Source organism: Chryseobacterium sp. JM1 (assembly GCF_000737715.1).
In the GTDB taxonomy this organism is placed as follows: domain Bacteria; phylum Bacteroidota; class Bacteroidia; order Flavobacteriales; family Weeksellaceae; genus Chryseobacterium.
Genome location: NZ_JPRN01000002.1, coordinates 254,842 through 273,954, shown reverse-complemented (window position 1 = coordinate 273,954; position 19,113 = coordinate 254,842). Strand labels below are relative to the sequence as shown.

The 19,113-nt window shown below is 39.9% G+C and carries 13 protein-coding genes; 6 read left to right on the top strand and 7 right to left on the bottom strand.

Features of this window, described 5'->3' with window-relative positions:
- The 5 genes from mreC to IW22_RS03400 all read left to right on the top strand — a co-directional run bounded on the left by mreC (position 1) and on the right by IW22_RS03400 (position 5,235).
- A complete protein-coding gene (gene mreC / locus IW22_RS03420) occupies positions 1 to 855 on the top strand; it encodes a rod shape-determining protein MreC (RefSeq protein ID WP_034724154.1) in 855 nt (284 codons plus the stop codon).
- Positions 848 to 1,354, top strand: coding sequence for a hypothetical protein (locus tag IW22_RS03415; RefSeq protein WP_034724152.1), 507 nt, complete (start codon positions 848 to 850; stop codon positions 1,352 to 1,354). Before mreC ends, IW22_RS03415 begins: the two co-directional genes overlap by 8 nt.
- Positions 1,351 to 3,357 carry a penicillin-binding transpeptidase domain-containing protein gene (locus IW22_RS03410; RefSeq protein ID WP_034724151.1) on the top strand — a complete coding sequence of 669 codons (2,007 nt, stop codon included), beginning with the start codon at positions 1,351 to 1,353 and terminating at the stop codon, positions 3,355 to 3,357. Before IW22_RS03415 ends, IW22_RS03410 begins: the two co-directional genes overlap by 4 nt.
- The gene (gene rodA / locus IW22_RS03405; protein WP_034724149.1) at positions 3,354 to 4,583 is read left to right on the top strand and encodes a rod shape-determining protein RodA; all 1,230 of its coding nucleotides are present in this window, start codon (positions 3,354 to 3,356) and stop codon (positions 4,581 to 4,583) included. Before IW22_RS03410 ends, rodA begins: the two co-directional genes overlap by 4 nt.
- A gap of 73 nt (positions 4,584 to 4,656) precedes the next feature.
- Positions 4,657 to 5,235: a pentapeptide repeat-containing protein gene (locus tag IW22_RS03400; protein WP_034724148.1), complete on the top strand. Its 579-nt coding sequence runs from the start codon at positions 4,657 to 4,659 to the stop codon at positions 5,233 to 5,235.
- 458 nt (positions 5,236 to 5,693) lie between these two features.
- On the opposite strand, the gene IW22_RS03395 is transcribed toward IW22_RS03400, so the two are convergent.
- From IW22_RS03395 to IW22_RS03365, 7 genes are all read right to left on the bottom strand, one after another.
- Complete coding sequence (locus tag IW22_RS03395; RefSeq protein WP_034724147.1) at positions 5,694 to 6,404, bottom strand: C40 family peptidase; 711 nt, start codon at positions 6,402 to 6,404, stop codon at positions 5,694 to 5,696.
- Between the two features lie 294 nt (positions 6,405 to 6,698).
- Positions 6,699 to 7,805 carry an efflux RND transporter periplasmic adaptor subunit gene (locus IW22_RS03390; protein WP_034724146.1) on the bottom strand — a complete coding sequence of 369 codons (1,107 nt, stop codon included), beginning with the start codon at positions 7,803 to 7,805 and terminating at the stop codon, positions 6,699 to 6,701.
- Positions 7,806 to 7,835: 30 nt separating this feature from the next.
- On the bottom strand, positions 7,836 to 11,105 hold the full coding sequence (locus IW22_RS03385; protein ID WP_034724144.1) for an efflux RND transporter permease subunit: 3,270 nt from the start codon (positions 11,103 to 11,105) through the stop codon (positions 7,836 to 7,838).
- Between the two features lie 31 nt (positions 11,106 to 11,136).
- Complete coding sequence (locus tag IW22_RS03380; protein ID WP_034724143.1) at positions 11,137 to 12,528, bottom strand: TolC family protein; 1,392 nt, start codon at positions 12,526 to 12,528, stop codon at positions 11,137 to 11,139.
- Between the two features lie 81 nt (positions 12,529 to 12,609).
- The gene (locus tag IW22_RS03375; protein WP_081873881.1) at positions 12,610 to 13,965 is read right to left on the bottom strand and encodes a sensor histidine kinase; all 1,356 of its coding nucleotides are present in this window, start codon (positions 13,963 to 13,965) and stop codon (positions 12,610 to 12,612) included.
- A complete protein-coding gene (locus IW22_RS03370; protein ID WP_034724141.1) occupies positions 13,962 to 14,654 on the bottom strand; it encodes a response regulator transcription factor in 693 nt (230 codons plus the stop codon). The genes IW22_RS03375 and IW22_RS03370 overlap by 4 nt, the downstream gene beginning before the upstream one ends.
- A gap of 188 nt (positions 14,655 to 14,842) precedes the next feature.
- Positions 14,843 to 17,038 (bottom strand): glutamine synthetase III, encoded by a 2,196-nt coding sequence (locus IW22_RS03365; RefSeq protein WP_034724140.1) that lies wholly within the window; start codon positions 17,036 to 17,038, stop codon positions 14,843 to 14,845.
- A 292-nt stretch (positions 17,039 to 17,330) separates the two neighbouring features.
- Between IW22_RS03365 and IW22_RS03360 the strand changes: the two genes are divergently transcribed.
- A complete protein-coding gene (locus IW22_RS03360; protein WP_034724139.1) occupies positions 17,331 to 19,022 on the top strand; it encodes a DUF6909 family protein in 1,692 nt (563 codons plus the stop codon).
- Positions 19,023 to 19,113 lie beyond the last annotated feature (91 nt).

Sequence of the window (19,113 nt, the reverse complement as noted above, 5' to 3'; positions counted from 1 at the left end):
ATGGGATTTTTGCTGAGACTATTTTCGAAGAACGCTCTTTTTGTCTTCTTTATATTCCTGCAGATTGTTGCTCTGGTTCTTATATTCTCTAAAAACGCCATGCAGAAATCATGGGTAGCTGGCCAGTCGGCTGCGCTGAATTCATGGATTTCGGGGTATATAGATGAAGGGGTTTCATATCTGAAACTGAAACAGATCAATGAAGATCTTGTAGCTCAGAATAAATCTCTGATGCTCCAGCTTTATGGAAAAGAGGGAGCCAAGAATCCTGTATTCAAAAAAGTACATGATACGTTAGGCGGTGGGCAGATCTATACTTTTGTAGACGGTGAAATCGTGTTTAACAGCATCAACAGAAGAAACAACTATTTTACGATCAACCGTGGCCGCAGAGACGGTGTTTTTCCTCAAATGGGCGTTATGGCTCCTAAAGGAATTGCGGGGATCGTTATCAATTCTACAGACAGCTACGCTTTGGTACAGTCTGTTCTTAGTGTTAATAAAATCAGAATCAACGCATCGTTGAAAAATTCCGGATATTTTGGAACTTTAACGTGGAATGGTGATAATTCCAGAGTAATGCACCTTGCTGATATTCCTAAATATGTAGCCTTAAAAGTGGGAGATACTGTTGTTACAGACGGTAAATCTGCTATTTTTCCTAAAGGCGTCATGATCGGAACCATCGCAGGATATTCTGTAGACAATAAAACAGGTTTCTGGGATATCTCAGTGGAGCTGAGTGAAAAAATGGGTGCTTTGAGTAAAGTATTCGTTGTGAAAAATCTTAAGAAAGCCGAAGTACAGAGAATTCAGGATACATTGCAGACCGTAATAAAAAAAGAAAATGATTAGCAGGACTTTATTTACCGATATATTGATCATGATCTTCCTGGTTGCATTACAGATTTTTGTACTCAACAGGATCACTATTTTCGGAAAGTACACACCGGTTCTTTATCCGGTTTTCGTCATGTTTTATCCTTTCTTCAGAAATAAATATCAGTTTTTAGCTTTAAGCTTTTTAATAGGACTTTCTGTAGATGCATTCCTCTATTCATGGGGAATCAATGCATTTGCAACCACGTTGATCGCGTATTTCAGAACGTTGATCTTCAGAACTTCCACAGATACTTCCACAGACTTTTTCTCTTTTCAGTCCCTCCAGTGGGCGCAGTTTTTGCTGTTTCTGTTCTCGAGTATCTTCCTGCATCAGCTTTTAGTGCAGTATATAGAATTTTTTAAATTTAGCCGTTTTTTTGAAATATTACTTAATGTAGTGATCACAAGTATAATTTCCTTTATATTTATCGTTGTTTACGCATTAATATTTAAAATCAAACAAAAAGTTTGAACACACGTTATTTAAAAATCTTTTCTGCCTTAGTCGTAATCGCTCTTATTTTTGTGGCGAGGCTTGCATATTTGCAGATGTTTACAGACCGTTATGCCTTAAATGCGGCTAACACTTCCATTAAAATTGAATACGTCATTCCACAAAGGGGTGTCGTTTTCGACAGAAACGGAAAGATCCTGGTAGGAAATCAGCCTGCTTACGAAATATCCTTTACACAGGCACTCATGAAGCCTGATTTTGATACATTGGGATTCTGTAATCTGATGCAGATCAGCAAACCCGATTTTATCAAAAGAATCGACATCATCAAAAAAGAAAAATATTATTCCAAGCTGACCCCGATGACCTTTCTGAAGGACCTCAGCAGAGAAGATATTGCCAGAGTACAGGAGATTATTTTCAAATATCCTGCATTCAGTATTGTGTCCAGACCTCAGCGTCAGTATGAAGTGGGAACTTCCGGAAACCTTTTGGGATACACCAGTGAAGTGAATGAAAGAGAAATCAAGAAAGACTCAGTTTATTATCTTCCGGGAGATTTTATCGGAAAAACCGGGGTTGAGAAATCTTACGAAAAAGAACTTCGCGGCGTAAAAGGGATGAAGTATATCCAGAAAGATATTAAACTTCGAAATATTGGTTCTTACAAAAACGGAACCTTAGATAAAGACGTTATTACCGGAAAAGATATCACGCTGACCATTGATTACGATCTTCAGAGAATGGCAGAAGAAATGCTGGTGGGAAAACACGGAGCTATTGTAGCCATTGATCCTAATAACGGAGAGATTCTGACTATGGCGACCGGCCCGGATATTGATCCGAATTTATTTACAGGTCCTTATAAATCAAAAAATCTTTACGCATTATCGAAAGATACATTATACGAAAATAAACCTACGTTTGACCGATCTGTTCAGGCGGCTTATCCTCCGGGATCTACCTTCAAATTGCTGACTGCTCTGGCAGGAATGCAGATGGGTGTAATGGATGAAAATACCGTTTTCCCATGTGGCGGCGGATTTTTCTACAGAGGTTTGAGAATTAAAGGTCACGGAGGCGCAGATCCTTTGATTCCTTCTATTCAGGTGTCCAGTAACTGTTATTTCTCGCATGCCTTTATTGCGATCATGAATAAATATCCGAAAGATCCTTCCAGAGGAGTGGATGAGTGGAAAAAGATCATGAGCAGCTTTGGGGTAGGAGAATATCTGAACAATGATATTGCCGTTGGTTCACCGGGAAGAATTCCTACCGGGAAGTTTTACGAAAAGAGAAGCGGTAAAAAAGACTGGACGGGTGACTATACCATGAATGGTTCTATTTTTAACGGAATGGGACAGGGAGATGTCTTGGTGACACCTCTTCAGTTAGCCAATTATGTCGCGGCCATTGCCAATAAAGGCTGGTTCTACACTCCTCATATCGTTAAATCTATTGACGGAAAACCTAATCCGGATAAAAGATTTAAAACAAAACATCAGACCCTTGTAGACCCAAAACACTTCGAACCTGTACTGAAAGGGATGGAGGCCGTAGTATTAAGAGGTACCGCAAGAAGTTTGAAATCCAACGACTTCACTCAGCTGGCCAAAACAGGTACGGCACAGGTACCTCAGGGAAAAGATAACTCGATTTTCGTTTTAATTGCTCCTGCAGACAAGCCAAGAATTGTGGTGGCGGCAGTAATGGAACATGCCGGATTTGGTGCCACATGGGCAGGTCCAGCCTGTACGGTGATCGCTGAAAAATATATTACGGGAGATCTGAAGAGAGAAAACCTTTACAAGAAGATGACCGGTGCCACCTTTATGCCTGAGTACAAAAGACAATGGGTAGCGGATCTGAAGCGTAAAGGTTTATACAAAGATCCTAAAGCAGATTCTGTTAAGCTGAAAAGAAAACAGGACAGTCTGAATTTTATCAAGGAGCAGAAAATAAAACTGCAGAAGAAAATAGACGAAGAAACAAAAAACAACGCTAAAAAAGTAAAGCAATGAAGTGGGCAGAAGGAATAGATAAACTAGGACTGGGGCTGTATTTCCTGCTTTGCATTTTTGCCATTGCCAATATCTACAGTGTTGACCAGAAATTAGGAGAAAAACAGTTGGTATTCTTCTGTATTTCTTTATTCGTCGGGTTAATTATATTCGTGGGAAGAAGTAAGTTCTTCGAGAATATGTCAGGTATTATCTATATCGGAGGAGTCTTACTTTTGATAGGACTTTTTCCTTTCGGTAAAGAAATCCTGGGTCAGAAAAACTGGTACAAATTCGGAAGCTTTACCATGCAGCCTGTTGAATTTGCAAAAATAGGAACAGCACTTATGTTGGCGAACTATGTTTCCGGGCCGGATTTTAATCTAAAGGTTAAAAAATCACTCTGGACTGTTTTAGCCATTATCGGAATTCCCGCAGCAGTGGTTCTGATGATTCCCGATGTAGGTTCCATGCTTGTATTTATTGCATTCTTTATCGCTTTATACAGAGAAGGACTGAACGGTCTTTTGTTTGGGGTAGGATTTATATTTGCAGGAGTCTTTTTGATTTCTCTTGCTGTCCCTCCTTTATATGTGGCATTGGCCGTGGTTATCATTGCCGGAGTTCTGATTGCTATGAATTATCATAGAATGTCCTGGGATGTGATCTCTATTTCAGGAATTGCCGGGTCAATTATATTACTATGCGGACTGGCTTTCGGATCGCCATACATTTTAGAAAAACTACCAAAGCACCAGAGAGAAAGAATTGAGGTTCTTTATAAAGGAGAAAAAGCATTTAGAGATACCTCCGGGTACAACTTATTATATTCAAAAACAGCCATCGGATCCGGTGGGCTTTTAGGAAAAGGATACCGTGAAGGATCTGTAACCCAGGGGAAATTCGTTCCGGAACAGGAAACCGATTATATTTTCTGTACAGTAGGCGAGGAATGGGGCTTTGTAGGAAGTGCCGTTCTGGTCTTATGTTACATGGTGTACATTGGAAGAATCTACTATCTCGCGGAACAGCAGAAATCAGCCTTTAACCGTGTATTCGGGTATTGCTTTGCTTCCATCCTCATGATGCACTTTACCATCAATTTAGGAATGGTTATGGGGCTTTTCCCGACCGTGGGTATTCCGCTCCCTTATTTCAGTTATGGAGGAAGCTCACTGCTTGCCTTTTCTATGATGACTTTTATTTTCTTTAAACTTAATTATTCGGATAAGAACAGCTTGGTGTAAGCTTTATTCTTTCTCAAAATCTTTATAATTAGTGCGAAAGGCTAATAAGGATTACTTATGAATTAATACCAAAATGAAACAGGCATATATCTCAGATCAGGATTTCCAAAACATCAATTTTGCAGATCAACCCTTATCAACTGGCGAATACGAAAACTGTACCTTCAGGAACTACGGTTTTGAATACGCAGATCTTTCAGATTTCAGTTTCACAGACTGTGAGTTCATCGGTTGTAATCTGAGTATGGCCAAACTGGTTAAAACAGCTTTCCGTACCGTTACTTTCAAAGAATGCAAAATGTTTGGGCTCCAGTTCAATGACTGCAATGGCTTTGGACTTTCATTTACTTTTGATGGATGCGCTCTCAACAATGCTGTGTTTTATAATACTTCAGTTAAAAAGACCCTATTCATAAATTCCAAATTAATAGAAACCGATTTTGCTGAATGTGACCTGTCCAATTCAGTATTTAAAAACTGTGATTTGTCCGGCGCCATATTCGATCGTACAAACCTTGAAAAAGCAGATTTCAGAACCTCCTTCAATTATTCCATAGATCCTGCCGTAAACAGGCTTAAAAAAGCGAAATTTTCACTTTCCGAAGTACACGGACTTCTTTATAAACTGGATATTGAAATCGATAGGGATTAGAAGCTAGAAGCTAGAGATTAGAAGTTAGAGAATGAAGGTCGTAAAAACCTCCTATGGCTTATATAATTAAAAATTCAATGGAGGCGGGCTTTAGCCCGCCTTCTGTATTTATTTGCATCGGTTATGTTGAGAAAAAGAGTCATTCCATGGGTTCACCTATTCTGAAGCCTATCCTCAAATTATTCAATAGCGACGGGTTTTAACCCGTCAGAGGATTACAATAAAGACTTTAGCCAAAACCTATTCTTCATACAGACCCTCATCTGGAAAATTAAATAACCCTTTGTAGATACCCCGAAAATTCATTTCCCGTCCACCATCATTCCCATTCTCTGAAGGGGTGGATTTTTGCAAAGCAAAAAGACGGGGTAGTAAAAAACATTCAAAGATCATTTGCTCCAAAATAAAAAAGCCATCAGATATCTGATGGCTTCATTATTTAAATCAATTATTTAATATTAAAAACTTGTCGCTGTGGATGGAGTAGAAGAAGCTAAGTTGTTATAAGCATCTCCGTTCTCGTTGATCACTCTTTTGGCAAACCTGAATTTTGGTCCCCAGTAAGAATCATTCAGCGATGAGATCATTACCCCTTTAGAAGTGGCTGCGTGGATGAATTTGATTTCTCCTTCTTCAGTTACACTTTCTACGATACCTACGTGAGAAATTCTTCTTCCGTGTGAAAAGAAGATTAAGTCCCCTTTCTGAAGGTCTCCTTTTTCAATACTTTCCCCTTCCTGAGCCTGAGAAGCTGCTACTCTTGGTAAGCTAAGCCCCGCTGCTGCTCCGAATACAGAAAGAACGAAAGCTGAACAATCAATACCCCTTCTGGTCATTCCTCCGTATCTGTATGGAGTTCCAAGGTATGTTTCAGCTTCTGTTAGGATATTATCGATCGTTTTATTGTATTTGACTGCTTTTGCAATCTCAGAATTCTTAATGGCTTTTTTCGCGTTGGCGATAGATGCGGCCTTTTCGGCTAGAAAAGAATCAATAAGCCTTTGCTTATCCTGCTCCATTTTCTTGTTATCGATAGAAGCTAGTTTGGCATCTGTTTTGTATTCTTTAGCGTAAGTTGCTGGCTGTGAAACTACATAATTTGTAGCGCAAGATTGAACTGATACTGTAGACACTAAAGCAACTAAATAAAACAAAACTCTTTTCTTCATATATATTTGATTATCCGTGTTAAAAGGAATATTTATTTTCACAAAGCATTACAAAAGTAGAGATTCCGAGCAAAAGAGCCCTGATATGATTATTGTCAGGTTCTTTATTTAACACATTTTAACATATTATTTAAGTATGTTAAAGAAAAACAAACCGCAACCGCCTGTTTTTGGTGGGTCTGCGGTTTTTTTTATTATGATTCTTTAACAAAATAATTCTACTTTCCTTTAAATATGCAGCTTTTGTAAAATTCAGGGAGAAAAGCCGATCAAATATTCTTTACCAAAAAGAGCTTATTTTAAAAGCTTAATTTTGATGCCTTGCCCGTCTCTGATCTCCTCTGAGGCACTTTTAACAATTATATCATCCGGAGTGACAGAACCTATGATGGTAGTCGTGTCACCATTTGAAATTCCTGATGTTACCGGAACCCATTGAGCTGTATTTTTTTCAACCCGGATCACAAAGACACCTAAAGAGGAATTTAAAACCGCAGACGTAGGAACAGATAATGTCTTATTATTTTCGCTTAAAGGAAGGATCACATTAGCCACCATTCCCGGAAGCAGTCTTTTATCTTTATTGTACACATCCATCTCTACAGATTGTGAGCGTAAACGGCTGTCAAGAGCACCTGCCGATCTGGATATCTTTGCGGTAAAGGTTTCGCCCGGAAGAGACTGTACAGAGAATTTGATGTCACCTTCTTTATTAAGGCTGCCTGTATAAAATTCAGGAACATTGACGATCAGACGCAGCCTGTCCTGCTGTACCAGATTGAACATCGGAAGTTCAGATCCTTTTCCTGAAGGGCCTACATAAGCTCCTGCACTTACATTTCTCACCGCAATATTCCCACTGAAAGGCGCTCTGATCTGAAGATAATTTTTAACATCTATCACCTCTCTGTAAGAAGCTTTTGCGGATTCCAGCTGGGCGATGTCTGATCTTTGGGCTGCCAGAGCCTGTTCCAGATCGAGGGCAGAAATCGTTCCCGGAGTTTTACTGGTTTCTTTTAAACGGTCGTACTTGGCTTTACTGGCAATATAAATCGCTTCTTTAGATTTTAAAGCAGAGGCGGCGGCACTTTGCTGGGCATTAAGTTCCGGAGCTTCCAGAGTCGCGAGAAGTTGTCCCGCTTTCACTTCATTACCGACATCTACATACAGTTTTTTCACAAAGCTGCTTATTTTAGCATAAACGTCAACCTTCTGGTAAGGCTGAAGTTCACCGGGAATGGTTCTGGAAGATGCAAAATCTCCCTGTTTGGGATTAATGGCTTCAATTTCCGGAGTTGCTGAAGCAGCCGTCTTTTTTTGCTCGGGTTTGTCACTGTGCCCGCAGCTTTGGAGGCTTAAAAACAGAATTGCGGAAATTAAATATTTAGAAAATGAGTTCATAATGTTAAGGTTTAGTAGCGGTTGATCAATCTATTTTGTCAGTTCAGGGATAAAATGAATACTTTCTTCATCTTCAGGATCCAGGGAAACACTTTGAGTGGTTGTTTTACCCTGTCCCCATGCAAAAGCAAGCGGAAGAATAAACAGAGCTGCAAAGGTGGAAGCTGCCAGTCCGCCAATCACGGCGCGTCCCAGCGGGGAAACCTGATCTCCGGCTTCTCCCAGCCCTAAAGCCATCGGAACCATTCCTACGACCATGGCTAAGGCAGTCATCACAATAGGTCTTAGCCTTAATGCAGCAGCTTCTCTGGCAGAAAGTAAAGCATCACCATTATGTTTTCTAAGCTGTTCGGCATTCGTAATCAACAGGACCGCATTGGAAATGGAAACGCCCACAGACATGATGATTCCCATATAAGACTGAAGATTAAGAGTAGATCCACTTACAATTAACAAGGCCAACGCTCCAAGCAGTACGGCTGGTACAGTTACCAGAACCACTCCGGACACTTTAAACGATTGGAAATTGGCGGCCAGCATCAGAAAGATGACCATAATGGCAATCACAAGGCTGCTTTGCAAACTGCTCAGGGTTTCGTTAAGCGTTTCACTCAATCCGATAAGTTTAATATTCAGTCCTCTTGGTAGGTCATCAAGATGGTCAATTACTTTCTGTACGTCTTTCGTAGCAGTCCCAAGGTCTGTATGATTCAGGTTTGCAGTGACAGTCAGCATCGGCATTGCTCCCAGGTTATCTGTTTCTCCATAGGTGAATCCATCTTTAATGGTGGCTACATCACCCAGATTCGGTCTGTTGGAGTTTTTCTGCAATGGAATAGCGGCGATTTCCGCTTTGCTGTTCATTTTATTTTCCGGAATCTGAACCTGTACGTTATAGCTGTATCCTGCCTTTTCATCGGTCCAAATATTTTTTTCGGTATATCTTGAAGAAGAAGTGGAAGCCACCAGTGAGCGTGAAATTTCTGAAACATCTACCCCTAGTTGAGCAGCACGGATCCGGTCTATGGTAATATCTACGGTAGGATATTTGATAGACTGGCCGATTTGAACATCACGCAGATATGGAATTTTTTTAAGCTCGGCTTCTATTTTCTTAGCGTAAGCTTCATTAACTCCTTTATCTCTACCAGAAAGTCTGACTTCAATCGGGGTAGGAGAACCCTGGCTGAGGATTTTCTCAGTCAGTTCAATAGGTTCAAATGAAAGTTTCATTTCAGGATTAATGCTTTTCGCTTTTTCTCTGATCTTATCTTTAAGGTCATCCATATTGGTATGGAAGCCTTCTTTTAACGCAACCTGAACTACCGTTTCATGAGATCCGGCCATCCAAAGATAAATAGGACTTACTGAAAACAGGTTTGGGTGGTTTCCTACATACGCTGAGGTAATGGAAATATTGTCTTTTCCCACAATGCTTTCGATTCCTTTCAGTAATTGTAATGCTTGTAACTCGGTTTTCTCAATCCTTGTCCCGTCGGGAATTCGCATTCGTAACTGGAATTGAGATCCGTTGACCTGAGGAAGAACATCTCTTCCTATACTATTAAGAAGCAGAGCGACCAATCCTATACTTAAAATCATATAACCTAGCACAACCGTTTTCCGGTACGGCATAATCCTATCCAGAAATTTCAGGTATCGGAATCTTACTTTTTCAAACAAACTGACTTTCCCGTCTCTGTTGCTGTCTTCCTGCTGCAGGAGGATTTCTTTCTGGCTCCAGGTGTCATTTTCATTGCTTAAACCGGCGGCCTGAAACTCTTCTGCTTCGGTCATGGTATGTCCGTCTTTTGCCTTATGATGTTTCACTTTCATAATCCAGTTGGCCATAACGGGAACAAAGGTCTGAGCAAGGAAATAAGAAATAATCATACTGAATCCAATGGATAATGCTAATGGAAGGAAAAGAGATCCCGGAATACCACTCATCGTAAACGCCGGCGCAAAAACGGCCAGAATACAGAACAGGATCAGTAGTTTTGGGAATGCTATTTCTTTACAAGCATCCCATATGGCCAGAGCTTTTGGCTTTCCCATATCAAAATGCTGATGTATGTTTTCTATGGTTACGGTACTTTCATCCACGAGAATTCCGATCGCCAAGGCAAGTCCGCTCAACGTCATGATATTAATAGTCTGACCAAAAAGGTTGAGAAATAAGACCGCTGAAATAATGGAAATAGGGATGGTAAGGATCACAATAATCGCTCCCCGGATATCTCCAAGAAAGAGGATCACCATTAATCCTGTGAGGAGGGCGCCGATCGTTCCTTCACTAAGTAAACTTTTAACGGAATTAATTACATACGTAGACTGATCAAATTCAAAACTAACTTTTACATCATCCGGAAGGTTAGACTGGATCTGTGGAAGCTGTTTTTTTAGATTCTGAACCACATCCCAGGTAGAAGCATCAGCACTTTTAGCGATACTCAAATAGACAGAACGACGGCCGTTTACCAATGCATAGCCGGAAGTAACATCTGCGCCATCGCTCACAGTTGCCACGTCTCTTAAATAAAGATTCTGCACACCCCCTTTGAATAAAGGAATATTCTCAAAATCTTTTACATTCTTAATCATTGTATTGGTTGGAGTAATGTAATATTTATCCCCGATACGAACGTTTCCTGACGGAGCTGTCTGGTTATTGAGACGAAGAGCTTCCACCAATTGATCCGGTGTCAGATTATGCTGGCGGAGAAGATCCGGATTTGCATTAATCACTACCGTGCGGATATTTCCTCCGAATGGCGGTGAAGAAACAATACCCGGAATAGAAGTGAATGTAGAACGCACATACACGTTGGCTAAATCCAGCAATTCATTGTTGGTTCTTTTGTCACTGCTTAAAACCAGTTGGCCCACCGGAAGGGTAGAGGCATCAAAACGGATGATAAACGGCGGGTTGGATCCCGGCGGAAAGGCAGCCTGAATTCTGGTAGAGAATGAATTCAACTCTGCGGCGGCCTGAGCCATATCGGTTCCCGGATAAAAGTTGATCTTCATCAGCGTAAGACCCTGAATATTTTTAGTCTCAATGCTTTTAATCCCGTTGACGAAAAGGAAAATATTGATATACTGCTTGGCAAAAAAGGCTTCCATCTGCTGTGGAGTATAGCCACTGAAAGGGTGAGAAACGTAGATGACAGGCAGTTCCAGTTTAGGGAAAATGTCGACCTTGACAGAATCTACAGAACGCAGTCCGAAGAAAAACAGTCCTGCTACAATCACCAGGATCGTAATGGGTTTTCTTAATGCAAATCTTATTAAGTTCATTTATATAATATTGATATCGTTTATAGGTATTTTACAGTTTGCTTTCAAATACGGAGAAATCTCCGGAGGCGGCAGCTTTCAGCAGTAAGGCATTCCAGACGTTGCTTACCGCAATATCCCGGTCGGTTTCTGCTCTGATCAAAGCGTAAATGGCCTGGGATAAATCAACCAGATCTGTAAGTCCGTTTTTGTACAGAACAGATCTTTGGATGTAGGCATCATTGGCAGATTTTAACTGAACCGGAACCTGATCATAAACAGTCAGTGAGTTTTTCCATTTGGTTTCTGACAGGTCCATTTGAGCTTTAAGCTGTTGTTCGGCGAGATCGTATTCGTGTTTCAGTCCCTGGCTGGTGTAATCCTGAGCACTGATTTCTTTTGAAAGCCTGAAAGTCTGGGTAAGATTCCAGGAAATTCCGACACCGATCAGATAGTTGGTTCGTGTGGGATTAATTCCATCCCAGTAAGACGTGGTGAAATCATTTTGATTCTGCGCATAGCCGTTACCAAATCCTGAAGCCCGCGTCTGTATAATGCCAACCATTGAAAAAGACGGGTAATACTGGGTTTTGAGCAATTGCTTCTCCTGCTCACTGACTTCTATCCGGCTTTTGTATAGGGTGAGAAGCGGATGATTTTCAATTGAAATCTCTGCCCCTGAAGGTAAATCTGTAGGAATCCGTTGAAGTAACGTATTATCCAGAACAAATTCCTGAGATGGAATTCCCATAAGCTGAGCCAGTTTATTTTCCTGTTCCTGCTCATTGTCTTTTGCTTTGGTATAAGTGATCATCGCATTGGCGTAATCCGCTTTTGCCAGAGAAAGGTCTACGCCGGGGACGAGACCGTTTCTTTCTTTGACCTCAACGATTCTTCTGATGGTATCTGTTCTGTTGAGGTTTTTTTCGTACGAAAGTTTTAGTTCTTTAGCCGCGAGTACATTGATGTAGGCTGCGGCTACTTTTACTTTATGCTGGAAAACCTCATCGGAAAGGTCTCTGGTGTCGCGTTGTGTTTTGGATTCTGCTACTTTTATCCTCTGTTTGGCTTTTCCGAACGAGAAAAATTCCCAGTTTGCATTCGCCAGATAGAGAGATCCGAAAGCGGCATTCCAGTTTTGTTCGGGTAGAGGAAGTCCGGAAGACGCTGTTCCATATCCTCCGAATCCGTACAGCGGACCGTTCTGTCCGTTTACAGTTCCGAAATCCTGCTGAATACTGAAATTAAGATTGGGTAAACTCTGTCGCCTGGCCAATTCTACAGATTCCTGAGAAGAAAGTCTGTAAGATTCTTTGGCCTTAATGGATCCGTAATTGTGGACGGCAGTTTCCAGTGCGGACTGCAGGGAAAGGACTTCCTGCGCATGAGCGGTACTGTAAAATACTACAGAAAATACTGCTGCAATAAAAGCTCTTGAAAGCATCGGTTATATATTTTTTCTTTGGTCAAAGTAAAAAATACAATTTGTAGCAATCTTGAAGTTTGAATGAAAAATGGATAAATTTTAAACCGGAGAATTCATAATCTGTTCTACGTTTTCGAACGCAGAGTCAAGGGTTTCCGGATTCTGCTCCGGAACAAACGGCTGGTGATGGTGGTCTTTGTCAAAATACACGGTAATGGTATGCCATCCTTTTGAAAAATCATAATAAACAGGGAATTCATTCACCTCGCAAATTTGTTTTACAATGGACAGTCCGAGTCCGATGCTGTCCTGTGACTGATTGCTTTTTTTGAAACGTTTGAAAAGCTCCTGCGTAGGGACGTCCGGTTCCTGACCGGTATTGCTGATCTGATAGAAATGACGGGTAAGATTGACTTCTATTCTGCCTTCTTCAAGATTATGGCGGATCGCATTGGATAAAAGGTTGCTGAGGAGAATTTCTGTAAGCGCGGGATGTATTTTTACATACACTCCTTTCTCGCACTGGCGGTTCAGGGTAATGCTTTTCAATGCCAGATGATCCGAGTACGTAAAGAGGGTTTCCTTTTCAACAGTGCAGAACTTAACCTTTTGATGCGCTGAAAATTCGTGATTATTAAGTTTGGTTAAAAGCATGAGTGAACGGTTGATTCGGCTCAGTTTATCAATGGAATTCTGAATATCGTTGAGAAGGGCAGCCTGTGTTCCGTTGATGTCAGTTTCCGCGAGCAGCTCTATTTTGCTCTGAATAACGGCCAGCGGCGTCTGCACTTCATGTGAGGCATTTTCACTGAACTCTTTGACTGAGGCATAATCTTCAAGCGCCTTGTCTGTCATATTCTGGAGAAATTCATTCAGCTTTTTGAATTCTTTGGTGCTGGTAGGAATCAGTTGAAGGCGTTCTTTCTTTTGAATGCTGAACTGTTGCAGTCCGTCTATTGCGTGATGAAATGGTTTGAGGATAAATTTGGATAGAATTCTCGCCGTGATCAGGACCAATGCGGTGATCAGAATCATTTTAAAGAAGAGTGCATTCAGCATGCCACCTATGATTTCTTCCGTTGCCGTCACATAAGTATAAGAGGAAATTCTGTATACTTTCTGATCAAGCGCCATATAAGTATTGATCCGGATTTTACATTCATTCAGTGAAAATCCATTGTTTTTAAGACAGGTGTGGATAACCTCAGGATTTTTGGAAGGAAGTGTATTTCCTTTTAATAAGGTAACGGAAATGGGAAGTCCCTGTGTTTTTTTTTCGGGCGTTTCACCTACTCTTAATTGGTAGGTGACATGTTGATTTACTGATTTTAAACGCTCAATTTCTACATTGTCCAGTCTTTTTTTTGTGCTGTTGTAGGAAATATACATGCTCACTGGCGTAACCAATAAGACAATAGCAATGAACCAGAGCGATATTTTATTTAATAGATTCATGAACCCTTATACTTTAATGCATTGAACTTATATCCCAGGCCATAAATGGTTTCGATATAGTCGTTGCCCTTTGCCGTTCCTATCTTTTTTCTGAGGTTTTTAACGTGCTGATAAACAAAGTCAAAATTAGCTAAATTATCGGTATAATCGCCCCAAAGATGATTGGCGATGGATTGCTTGGATAGTACCCGGTTTTTGTTGACCAGAAAATAAAGGAGCAACTCAAATTCTTTTTGGGTGACTTCCAGTCTTGCTTCACCCACAGAAACTTCGTAAGTGTCTGTATTTAAAATAATCTCATTGAACCTTACTTCATTATAGCCATCCATTTTTTTTCTGCGGAATACGGCTCTCAATCTGGCATGGAGCTCAGGAAGGTGAAAAGGTTTTGTGATATAGTCATCAGCTCCTTTTTCCAGTCCGTGGATTTTGTCATCTAAGGCATCTTTAGCTGAAATAATCAGGACTCCGCTGTTGATCTTTTCTTTTTTGAGGTGATTCAGCAGCTGCAGACCATTACCATCCGGAAGCATAATGTCCAGGAGTATACAGTCATAAGAGTTAAAGCTCAGCCGTTCCAGTGCTTCGTGATACTGGTACACGCATTCGCAGATATAATGCTCCCGCTCCAGATAGCACGACATGCTTTGGGCTAAATCTTTGTTATCTTCAATGATCAGAATTTTCATAACGCAACAAAATTAAAACTAAATCTTATACCAATTTTGAAGTTGACTAAAATATTGATGCTGAGGTTGATATTTAAGAATGAAGGAGGAGAGGTGGATGTCTGAAGATGACCACCGGAAAAGGTTTTAGATCAAAAAAATTCCCCGGAAAAACCGGGGAACTTAACTAATATGGAACTTTACAGATGTTATTTTGTAAATAACATTTCTCTATATTTAGTCATTGGCCAAAGCTCGTCATCCACCATCATTTCAAGATCATCAGAAGCTTCTCTGATTACATCAAATAAAGGAATTACTTTGGTGCAGTACGTTTCTGCCTGCTTTTGACTATTAGATACAGCCTTCGCTGCTTCTCTTGCTTTAATAAGATCTTCAACGCCCAGTTTGATTTTGGAAACGTTTTCAGAGATATTGGTGATTAAGCTCATTTGCTCTTTCGCCAATGTTTTGAATTCTTTGTCAGGGAATATTTCCTTAAGACCTTTTACGTTCTCGATCAGTCTGTTCTGATAATTTAAAGCTGAAGGAATGATGTGGTTTCTTGCGATATCACTTAAAACTCTTGCTTCAATATCAATAACCGTAGAATATTTTTCTAATTTGATTTCGTTTCTTGCCTCAACTTCTCTGTGTGTAAATACTCCGATTTCTTCGTAAAGAGCAACGAATTTTTTATCCATTTCCTGTTTAAGTGCTTCAGGAGTGGTTTTTAAGTTATTCAAACCTCTCTTTTTAGCTTCTTTCGCCCAGTCGTCAGAATATCCGTCACCTTCAAACATAATGCTCTTGCACTGCTTGATGTATTCTCTCAATACGTTGAAGATCGCTTCGTCTTTCTTAAGACCTGTTTCAATAAGAGCATCAACTTCTTTTTTGAAATCGATTAATTGTTTTGCAGCGATCGTGTTCATTACGGTCATAGACTCTGCACAGTTTGCAGAAGATCCTACCGCTCTGATCTCGAATTTATTTCCTGTAAATGCAAATGGAGACGTTCTGTTTCTATCCGTGTTATCTAAAAGAATTTCAGGGATTTTTCCAACTACATTTAATTTAAGATCTGTTTTTTCGTCCGGAGAAAGTTTCCCTTCCGTTACTTTTTCCAATTCTTCCAATACTCTGAACAGCTGGCTTCCGATGAACACGGAAATAATTGCTGGTGGAGCTTCGTTGGCACCTAATCTGTGGTCGTTACTTGCAGAAGCGATACTTGCTCTTAAAAGGTCAGCGTATTCGTAAACCGCTTTGATGGTATTAACGAAGAATGTAAGGAACTGTAAGTTTTTCTTAGGGTTTTTTCCCGGGCTTAATAGGTTTTCACCTGTATCTGTTGCTAAAGACCAGTTGTTGTGCTTACCGCTTCCGTTTACTCCTGCAAATGGTTTTTCATGGAATAAAATATGGAAATGGTGCTTGTGAGCAATTCTTGCCATGATGTCCATCAACAGAGAGTTGTGGTCTACGGCAACGTTTACTTCTTCAAACATTGGAGCCAGCTCAAACTGGTTTGGAGCCACCTCGTTATGTCTTGTCGTTACAGGAATTCCCAGCTTCATACATTCGATCTCCAGCTCTTTCATGAAGTTCATTACCCTTGTCGGGATAGAACCGAAATAGTGGTCATCCAGCTGCTGTCCTTTAGCAGGAGAGTGACCTAATAAAGTCTTACCTGTTAAAACAAGATCCGGACGCGATTGGTATAATGCGGAGTCAACTAAGAAATATTCCTGCTCCCAACCTAAAGTAGGAGTTACTTTTGTTACGTTTTTGTCAAAATACTGCATAACGTTGGTTGCAGCTTCGTCCACAGCATTCAACGCTCTTAAAAGAGGTGCTTTATAATCTAAAGTTTCTCCTGTGTAAGAGATAAAGATAGAAGGAATACATAAAGTAGTTCCCATGATGAATGCAGGAGAAGTAGGATCCCACGCGGTATAACCTCTTGCTTCGAAAGTGTTTCTGATTCCTCCGTTCGGGAAAGAAGAAGCATCAGGCTCCTGCTGGATCAGTAGATTTCCGCTGAATCTTTCGATTGCTCTTCCTCCTTCAATTGGAGTAAAGAAAGAATCGTGCTTTTCTGCAGTAGTTCCTGTCAATGGCTGAAACCAGTGCGTGTAGTGAGTTGCTCCTTTGCTCATTGCCCAGTCTTTCATAGCTACGGCTACCTGGTCTGCAATGTGTCTCTGGATCTTTGTTCCTTTTTTAATAGCATCCATAATAGACTGGAATGCTTCCTTTGTCAGGTATTCTCTCATCGTCTCTTCTGAGAAAACATTCTGGCAGAATAATTCTGACAGTTTTCCGGGAACCTCAACAGAATTATCTCTTCTGAAGTCCTTAAATGGTAAAGTTTCTAACGCTTTGAATCTTAAAGTTGACATATTAAGGTTGTATTTTGTGGGGCAAATTTACAAAAAAAATGAATTCAAAATGATTTTACCCTAAAAAATACAGGGGTGTCTCTGAAATTTTTAAAATATAAACTGTGGTTTAACTTTTTATTATGGGGGGTGCTGGATTAATGTGTTCTAAATTTATCCTTTATAGAAGCCTCATCAATACATTTTAGATCAAACATTTTAGAATGATAAAGATACAAATTTAAACTGCTTGTTAAAAGATACTTAAAATAAGTTGAGCCGATATTTTGTATATTTGTGTGAAATTTATTTTATGACAAATTCTAGAGCTAGAGAAACAACGGAAGCAATTGAAAGATTGTATATTTCTATGAGACACCTCTTTTACAGAGGTTTTTTTAAACCTGCCGGTGTTTCTGGAGAAAGTATCAGAAGTTTGTTAAAGACTATCAATCCAGAGATTTATGGTACCATGAATATTCCTAATAAATTGGAATTAAATGGTTTGATGTACGTTTTAGACAGACTTCCGGAAGGAATTGAAGAATGTGCTTTTATTCATCTTACATCGGATGAGGGTTTTGATAAAGGAAGTTTCGAACCTATTGTACCTAAAAAGAGAAGAAGAAACTGTTACAGGATAGACGAGCACCAGATGAACATTGAAGTTCTTTTGGGACGTTCGGAAATTTATGATATTCTTACCCACCTTACCTTCTTATTTATAGAAGCAGACAAAGTGAGAAATCTGGCTTTCATTCAGGATGAAAACTGGAAACCGACACGTGCTTTTAAAATCATCGAAGAAGTAGTAAAAGGGGAAAAGAAATTCAGCAGAAAAGAAAAAGAAGTGGCTTTGATTCATTTGTCTTCTTTAATAGGAAGAACTTTTGAAGAGACATTGAACGCTTATAACTCTTTCGGGGATGATGAAAATCCGGACCGTTTATTCAAAATCATCTACAACTTAGGAAAAGTAAGTCTTGAAGATGCAAAGCAGACCAGAGAAAGAGAAATTCATTTCAGTGCGATATTAAAGGAAAGAGTAGGGCACCACTATTTCGGTGAAAAATGGGCCAACAAAGTGAAAGAAGTTTTATTTGAAAACAATCTTCACATGCGTCCGCTTCACATCATTTCAGCCAACATGCACTCCGTGAAAAATATGCTGTATGGAAATGATGCCTTAAAGAAAAAAGACAACAAAGAAGTAGATTATAAACTGTACGGAGATATCTCTGATAAAAAAGAACTTCGCGACAAAGTTTCAAAATATGCTTTGGAAGAAGGTTTGATTTATATTAATGATAAGAGCGGAAGTAATATTGACGTTCAGATCATCGATTTAAGCAAGACAGATCTTAAAAACACCCCATTCAGCGGTATAAAATATGGAGGAGACGATGTGATCATGGTTTTCGACTACGCTTTCGGAGAGCAGGCATTTGAGGTAATGGATGAATTGTTAAGACCTTTCGAACACAAAGGAGAGGTGTATATGATGAAGGTGAAATCTGTTTCCATCATGGGTAAAGCCGGAATTCTGGATGGAGGAAAAGGAGATATCATGATTCCTACTTCTCATATCTTTGAAGGAACGGCAGACAACTATCCATTTGAAAATGCCCTGAAACTGGATGATTTCAAAGATGATGAGCTGAAAGCATTTGAAGGTCCGATGATCACCGTATTAGGAACATCGCTTCAGAACAGAGATATCCTCTCTTACTTTATGAACACTTCATGGAAAGCCATCGGTCTTGAAATGGAAGGAGCGCATTATCAGAAAGCCATTCAGGTAGCTTCCAAAATCAGACATCATATTGCACCGGATCTGTTTGTGTGTTACGCTTATTATGCTTCGGATAATCCATTGGAAACAGGAAGTACACTTTCTTCAGGAGGTCTAGGTCTTACAGGGGTAAAACCTACCTATCTGATCACTTTAAGAATCCTTGAAAAGATCTTACAAAGCGGAAAAAAAGAAATTCCGGCTAAAAAATAATTTGATTTTAAATCATAACTTCAACCTCAGGTGTATTTTGCACTTGAGGTTTTTTTGTTTTTTGAAACACGAATGCCACGAATGTTTTTCA

Bases quoted from the DNA above. Each gene is read 5' to 3' on its own strand.
- IW22_RS03380 (WP_034724143.1), bottom strand. From the start codon at position 12,528: ATGCTTTCAAGAGCTTTTATTGCAGCAGTATTTTCTGTAGTATTTTAC.
- rodA (WP_034724149.1), top strand. From the start codon at position 3,354: ATGAAGTGGGCAGAAGGAATAGATAAACTAGGACTGGGGCTGTATTTC.
- IW22_RS03390 (WP_034724146.1), bottom strand. From the start codon at position 7,805: ATGAACTCATTTTCTAAATATTTAATTTCCGCAATTCTGTTTTTAAGC.
- mreC (WP_034724154.1), top strand. From the start codon at position 1: ATGGGATTTTTGCTGAGACTATTTTCGAAGAACGCTCTTTTTGTCTTC.
- IW22_RS03370 (WP_034724141.1), bottom strand. From the start codon at position 14,654: ATGAAAATTCTGATCATTGAAGATAACAAAGATTTAGCCCAAAGCATG.
- IW22_RS03400 (WP_034724148.1), top strand. From the start codon at position 4,657: ATGAAACAGGCATATATCTCAGATCAGGATTTCCAAAACATCAATTTT.
- IW22_RS03385 (WP_034724144.1), bottom strand. From the start codon at position 11,105: ATGAACTTAATAAGATTTGCATTAAGAAAACCCATTACGATCCTGGTG.
- IW22_RS03395 (WP_034724147.1), bottom strand. From the start codon at position 6,404: ATGAAGAAAAGAGTTTTGTTTTATTTAGTTGCTTTAGTGTCTACAGTA.
- IW22_RS03415 (WP_034724152.1), top strand. From the start codon at position 848: ATGATTAGCAGGACTTTATTTACCGATATATTGATCATGATCTTCCTG.
- IW22_RS03365 (WP_034724140.1), bottom strand. From the start codon at position 17,038: ATGTCAACTTTAAGATTCAAAGCGTTAGAAACTTTACCATTTAAGGAC.
- IW22_RS03375 (WP_081873881.1), bottom strand. From the start codon at position 13,965: ATGAATCTATTAAATAAAATATCGCTCTGGTTCATTGCTATTGTCTTA.
- IW22_RS03360 (WP_034724139.1), top strand. From the start codon at position 17,331: ATGACAAATTCTAGAGCTAGAGAAACAACGGAAGCAATTGAAAGATTG.